Here is a 6,767-nt window from a genome sequence, read left to right on the forward strand (position 1 = left end):
GAACAGTGAGTGAAGAGCATGTCCGAACTCATGCAGCAACGTGTTGACCTCATTGGGAGAAAGAAGCGCCGGAGTCGAAGATGTCGGCCTGGTGAAATTGGTCACGATACTGACATGGGGCCTCACATCACTGCCGTCGGGAAGCATCGACTGCTCCCTGAAATCGGTCATCCATGCACCGGCGCGTTTACCGTCGCGCGGGAAGAAATCCATGTATAGCAGACCGAGATGGCTTCCGTCGATATCCTTCACCTCATACACCTCCACATCGGGATGATACACCGGTATGTCATGCCGTTTTACGAAGTCTATGCCATAAAGCGTGCGAGCCAGTCCGAACACACCTTTCACCGTAGTGTCAAGTTTGAAATATGGTCGCATCGACTCAGGATCATAATCATAACGGCTGATGCGATACAGACGGCTGTAATAGGCATAATCCCACTGCCGCGTCACAAAACTGTCACCTTCCGTGACTCGCGCGAAATCGGTGATAGCATCCACCTCGGCGCGCTGAACCGGCATATAAGCGTCCTTCAGCCGTCGAAGAAGGGCGTCGACATTGCTGCGTGTGCGTGCCATCTTGTTGGCCAGCGCATAGTCGGCATAAGTGTCATAGCCAAGCAGACGCGCCACTTTGAGCCGAAGCCAAGCCATACGGCTGACTATAGCGAGACTTGAGTACTCGCCCGCGCTGTTGCGCGACGAGTAGGCTCTGAAAAAACGCTCGCGCAGATCACGCCGCGACGAGTGCGACATGAAAGTGCTGTAGACCGGAAAATCAAGCTTGAAACAATACTCTCCCGCTCTACCCTCTGATACAGCTCTCTCGGCCGCCTCCTCTACAAGCCTCTCGGGAAGGCCGTCAAGATCATCGGCGCCGAGATATATCTTCATTCCGGCATTCTCCTTCACGAGATTTTGTCCGAATTGCTCCGACAGCTGCGACAGCTCTTTTTTCGCTTCACGGTAAGCTTCGCGGTCGGCGCCCTCAAGCAAAGCGCCTGATCTCACAAACTTCTCATATGTGTCCTTGAGAAGCATACGGTCTTCTCTGTCGAGCGCCGCCGATTCCGATGAATCATGCACACTGCGTATCCGTTGCCACAGCTTCTCGTCAAGACTCACCCTGACCGAATGCTCAGTAAGCATCTCCGACACCTTCACGGATATATCCATCATTTCATCGTCCGTACAGGCCGACGTAAGTGGGAAGAAAGCTCCCGCCACACGCTCAAGCATCTCTCCGCTCCTCGCCAGCGCCGCGATGGTATTGGCAAATGTCGGCGCCTCTGCATTGTCACGTATGGCCTCGACTTCACTCCAGGCCTGCCCTATGGCGGTTTCGAATGCCGGCAGATAGTCGGCATTGCTTATCTTGTCGAACGCCACCGCACCGAAAGGGGTGTCGAATGGACGCATGAATATATCTCCGTTCATATTATTTCCTCTATAACTATTGCCTTGATTATATCATCCACACCGGCCTCTTTTAGGGCTACGGCGTCATCCTCCATCGCTTTCAGAAACCACTGCGAGTCCTTGCCCGGCTGTTCCGACGCCTTCAGATAAAGCGACGCGGCCTCGCGTGGATGTCCGGCGGAAAGCTCTATATGGCCTGCATTGAGGTAATCCTCTGCCTTTGGAGATGATGCGAGTATCTTGTCGCTATAGGCTCTTGCCCTGGCCATATCACCCATCCTGAACGCGCACCACACTATCGGACGCCATGCCCTGTCGGAATGCTCGTCGAGATACTCCACTTTGAAAAACTCCTTCATAGCCTCCTCGTATCGGTGCAGATCCATCAGGCACATTCCTATATTGAGCGTTGTCAGCAGATCATCGGACTGCAAGGCGGATATACGTCGATAATACTCGATAGCCGTCCCGTTGCGACCGAGCATACGGCTGCACTGAGCCATGCGGCGAAGAGTCCATACATTGTCGGGATTAGTCAGTTCGCTGCGCCCGTACATAGCCAGAGCCTCCTCGATACGTCCGAGTTTCTGCATGCAGTAGGCCGTCTTCTGATACACCTGCCACTGATCGCTTCCACCGCGGTCGGTCAGCCGGCCGAACATAGCGAGAGCTTCGGCATAATATCCACGTTTGAAATAAAACTCCGCTGTCTCACGTATGAATACAGCATCGTCAAACCACTCCGACAGCTCATCTATTTCAGGAAGATTTATAAATCCGGCAAACGGATTGGTAAATTCGTTCTTGCGCCTGAAAAGATTGAAAAACCTGTAAAGATTCTGTATATACCGGTTCACTTCACTCTCGGCCCTTTCAGCCTCCGGACGCAACGACGATGCGGTTATCTCCGCAAAATTGATATTGCCGGCCCTGAACTGCTGCATCATCATGGCCCGCTGTTGCTCGGGAATACTGTTCATCGACAGCATCATCGAATACTTGTCGCTGTCGCATAGATACGGCATTTCAGCCACAAGCTCTTTGAGCGCATCGGCTTCGGGAGCGTCAAAAAAACTGATCGACGAATGATCCTTGTCAAACACAAGAAACCAGTTGGCCGGATCCGAGAAAAACGGAAAATTCTTAAGCCGCGAGAAAGTGACCATCATCACATCGCCGCCATCGCTCTGCAGCTCGTTAAGTTCGCGGAGTTTCTCGGCCAGACCGCTGCGCTCGAACACCTCCTCCCACTCGGGATTCTCCTCCATCGCGCCCTCGAGATCCGACAGATCCTTAAGCTCCTTTATCTTGCGGTCGAGTTCGGGCTTGATTTTCATCATGTCGGGTATCACCTCACGCTCCATCTTCCCGGTGATCCGCTCCGTATCAGTCGCCTTCAGCAATCTCACGAACACCATCCGGAGATCCGAAGTCCATGATGGCAACTCTGACGCCGCAGCAAGCATGTCGGCCAGCCGGCGGTCTGACAGTCGCCCGCGGTTGCCCCACATGGCTATCAGCAGACTCGCAAGAGCTATCAGCCGCAATTCGGCCGATATTTCTCCGCTTCGGTAATATATCGAAAGCATGATCCTGAGCCGTGCCGCATCGAATATCTCCAGCGCGCCAAGCATCAGCGACGATATCAGCTGCTGTTTGATTCCACGACCGACAGTCGGATCGCAGATAAAACCTTCTATGGCTGCCGCATCGGCGTCCGACAGCGGATGAGTCACCCAGAGAAGGGCGAACAGACGCGAAGCGAGTTTCTCCTGCACGTCGCGCATCGACCGGTCATCGGCGGCATTATCCATCCCGCCAAACAGAGCCAGGCCCGTCTTTCTGACATTTTCAGTATAGCGCTCCAACAGCGACGTGATCGACGAATCGGGCTGCATGTTCTCATATCGGAGCGTAGAGAAGTAGAGCCGTGGCGAATCGGCCGTCCGCGAGGCACGTATCACCTCGTCGGTCATCCCGAGAAGCTGCGACGCTATGGCATCGTAAAGTGACGTACGGCCGGGATCAGCCACACCGTCGAGCGCATACCGCCGCAGATAACCGTAATCGGTGCGTAGTTTCTCTATCCGTTCACGCAGCTGCCAAGGCGCGTTGTACACCGACAGAGTTGCCTCTACCTGGTCGATCGCCTGCGCCAGACGGCGGCGCGAGATGAGATCGGAGATATTATCGTGGAGAGTTTTGAGAGAGCTGTCTGACATATTGGATTTTCTTGTTTTTAGGCCTGTGATTTGGTGTTCAGGCATAGCTTGTTTTCGGTCATGGATACATCAAAAACCATGCCAGAACCGACCTCTGTCGGCTCATTTACGCCAGAATCCCGGAGTGAACAGCAGCAGCACGGTAAATATTTCAAGTCGTCCGGTAAGCATCAGCAGCGACAGCACCCATTTTCCCGAAGAGGGTATTATGGCATACGACTCTCCGTATCCGGTCACACCTGTGCCGAGTCCCGTATTGCTGACACACGAGAACGACGAGAAAAACGCATCCACCAAAGGGATATTGAAAGCTGTCAGAAGTATACCCCCCGCCGCTATGATCATCACATAGATACATAGGAAAGCTATCACTTTCGACACCACATCGGGCGCGATCACCTTGTCGTTTATGCGCACGCTCATCATTGTGTTGGGATGTATGCAGCGATACACCTCGTTGCCACTGTTTTTAAGCAGAAACAGTATACGGTCTATCTTGGCGCCGCCACTTGTCGATCCGGCGCACGAACCGAAAAACATAAGCAGAAACAAAAGAGCGAGCACAAAAGTTCCCCAGCTCTCAAAATTATTCACCGTCAGGCCTGTCGATGTAATGGTGGAGATGATCTGAAACAACGGATCGAGCGTGAATGAGCTTAAATCCGTCACCTGCCCCCTTCCCACTATGGCTATGACAAAAAAGATGTAGAACACCAGAATAATACGTATGTAGGCCTTGAACACGTCGTTGCGCCAGAAACACCTCAGATTGCCATGCATCGCTTTATACATCAATCCGAAGTTCACACCGCCGAGAAACATGAATATCGTGATCACCAGTTTCACATAGGCCGAATTCCATGCTCCGATACTGTCGTCGCGGGTTGAATATCCGCCTGTGGAGATCGACGAGAACGCATGGCACAGACTGTCGAAAAAATCCATCGGCCCTATCCACAGCAACAGGGTGAGTATCGCCGTCAGCAGAAAATAAAGAAACCACAGCCCTTTGGCCGTCTGCGATATGCGCGGGCGGAGTTTATCATGGGTTATGCCAGTCACTTCGGCATTGAACATCTGCATTCCCCCCGAATGGTTGAGCATCGGTATCACTGCGAGAGTAAACAGGATTATACCCATGCCGCCGATCCACTGCATCAGGCATCGCCACAGCAAAATGCCGTGTGAGAACATCTCCACCGAAGTCAGAGCCGACGCTCCTGTGGTCGTAAACCCCGACATAGCCTCGAAAAAGGCGTCGCTTAATTCGAGTGGATGACTGCACAGCATGAACGGCAACATACCGAATGCTGAAAAAAACACCCATACGAGCGCCGTCAGCAGAAATCCCTCCCGCTTGCCCATGTCAGTGCGCGAAGGCCTGATGCCAAATGTCATCAGCAACCCCGTCAGAGCTGTCGCTACTGCGCTTATGGCAAATGCCTCCATGTCGGTTTCACCGTATGCGGCGCATGCCATAAGAGGCAATACAAGAAACGCTCCCTCGATCATCAGAAGCCATCCCACCACACGCAGCACCATGGGGAAATTGATTGTCGTCAGCCTTATATGCTGTCTGCTCATCCGAAAAGTCTTTCGATTTTATGTATTGTACCCGACAGACAGAACACCACCACATGGTCACCGGGTTCTATCACGGTCTGGCCGGTCACAAGCATTCCTCGTCCGTCGCGTATCAGTCCGGCTATGGTCACATCACGGCTCAGACGCAGGCTTCTCACCGGCCCGCGGGTTATTTTTGACCCTGCTCTGACCTCGATCTCGGCCACGTCGGCATCGGCCAGTGCGAGAAACTTCGATGAAGATGAGTCTGTGGCCAGCAGCATCTGGAATATAGTGCTTGAGGCGAGCAGCTTCTTGTTGACGATAGTTCCGATGTTGAGATTTTCAGCAGGCGAGATAAACTGCAGATCCTCCACCTCGGCGATAGTCTTCTTTATACCATGCTCCTTGGCGGTCAGCGATGCGAGTATATTCGTTTCCGACCGGTCGGTAAGGGCTATGAAAGCATCCATATCGTCGATACCCTCCTCGTCGAGCGTGTCGATGTCGCGCGCGTCGCCGTTGACAATCTTTGCATCGGGGCAACGCTCGCAGAGTTTCACACAACGCTGACGGTCGATATCAATGATCTTGAACTTATATCTGTCACCTGCTATCGCCGCCAGTCTCACTGCTATGCGGCTGCCACCCATCACGAGCACCTTGCGGATGTTCACCTGACGCTTGCCGCACATCTCGCGGATATTCTCTATATGGTCGCGTGTCGTGGTGAAATATAGTATATCATTGTGTATGATACGGTCATCGCCACGTGGAATGATCGTCTCGTTACGGCGGCGTATGGCTGCCACATGGAAGTTGTGTCCCGAAGCGGCCAGATCCTTCAGCTGCATGCCGCACAGAGGAGCATTGTCGCGGATCTTCACGCCTACCACTGTCAGCTCTCCGTCGTGGATGTCAAACCATGTCCGCACCCATGTGCGTTCGAGCGAAGTCAATATCTCCTTTGCAGCCAGATATTCGGGATAGATCAGATTGTTAACGCCGAGAGCATTGAAGAAAGCGCTGTTGCGCTGTTCCATAAACTCATAGTTGTCAATGCGCGCCACTGTCTTTTTTGCTCCAAGGTTTTTAGCTATGGAGCAGGCTATGACATTGGTGGTTTCGAACGGGGTGACAGCTATGAACAGATCGCACTGCGCCACTCCGGCTTCCGAAAGCACAGTGAACGAAGTCGGAGAACCGCAGTTGGTCATCAGATTGTAGTTGGCATCGATCGCCGCCAGTTTTTCGGCATCGGCATCGACAAGAATCACGTCCTGTTCCTCTTTCGACAGAAGTTTGGCCAGATGTGATCCGACCTCGCCGGCTCCCGCTATAACGATTTTCATTTCTTGAGTTTCGTTATGGTTTCTGCGATCGAGGCCGCATCATAGCGACACAGACGCCGCAACTGCTCGACTGTACCCTGCGGAACGAAAGCGTCGGGAATACCCATACGCACCACTGGCAGGTTGTGGCCTTTGGCGGCAAGCCATTCGAGCACGGCACTGCCAAGACCTCCGTCGATTGTTCCGTCCTCTACAGTCACGATCGGAC

The 6,767-nt window shown here is 53.1% G+C and carries 5 protein-coding genes; all 5 read right to left on the minus strand.

The genetic code is table 11. The features are described from left to right. Positions 1–1,440: M3 family metallopeptidase (locus tag C5O24_RS09850; protein WP_107681773.1), on the minus strand; the 1,440-nt coding region annotated here is incomplete at its 3' end. Next, positions 1,437–3,644: a tetratricopeptide repeat protein gene (locus C5O24_RS09855; RefSeq protein ID WP_107035823.1), complete on the minus strand. Its 2,208-nt coding sequence runs from the start codon at positions 3,642–3,644 to the stop codon at positions 1,437–1,439. The genes C5O24_RS09850 and C5O24_RS09855, both read right to left, overlap by 4 nt. 102 nt (positions 3,645–3,746) lie before the next feature. Continuing rightward, on the minus strand, positions 3,747–5,228 hold the full coding sequence (locus C5O24_RS09860) for a TrkH family potassium uptake protein (protein WP_107035822.1): 1,482 nt from the start codon (positions 5,226–5,228) through the stop codon (positions 3,747–3,749). Next, positions 5,225–6,559 (minus strand): Trk system potassium transporter TrkA, encoded by a 1,335-nt coding sequence (gene trkA, locus C5O24_RS09865; protein ID WP_107035821.1) that lies wholly within the window; start codon positions 6,557–6,559, stop codon positions 5,225–5,227. Before trkA ends, C5O24_RS09860 begins: the two co-directional genes overlap by 4 nt. After that, the coding region (locus C5O24_RS09870; RefSeq protein WP_275541807.1) for a transketolase C-terminal domain-containing protein at positions 6,556–6,767 on the minus strand (212 nt) is incomplete at its 5' end. The genes trkA and C5O24_RS09870, both read right to left, overlap by 4 nt.

Origin of the sequence: Paramuribaculum intestinale, assembly GCF_003024925.1 — a bacterium.
GTDB lineage: Bacteria > Bacteroidota > Bacteroidia > Bacteroidales > Muribaculaceae > Paramuribaculum > Paramuribaculum intestinale.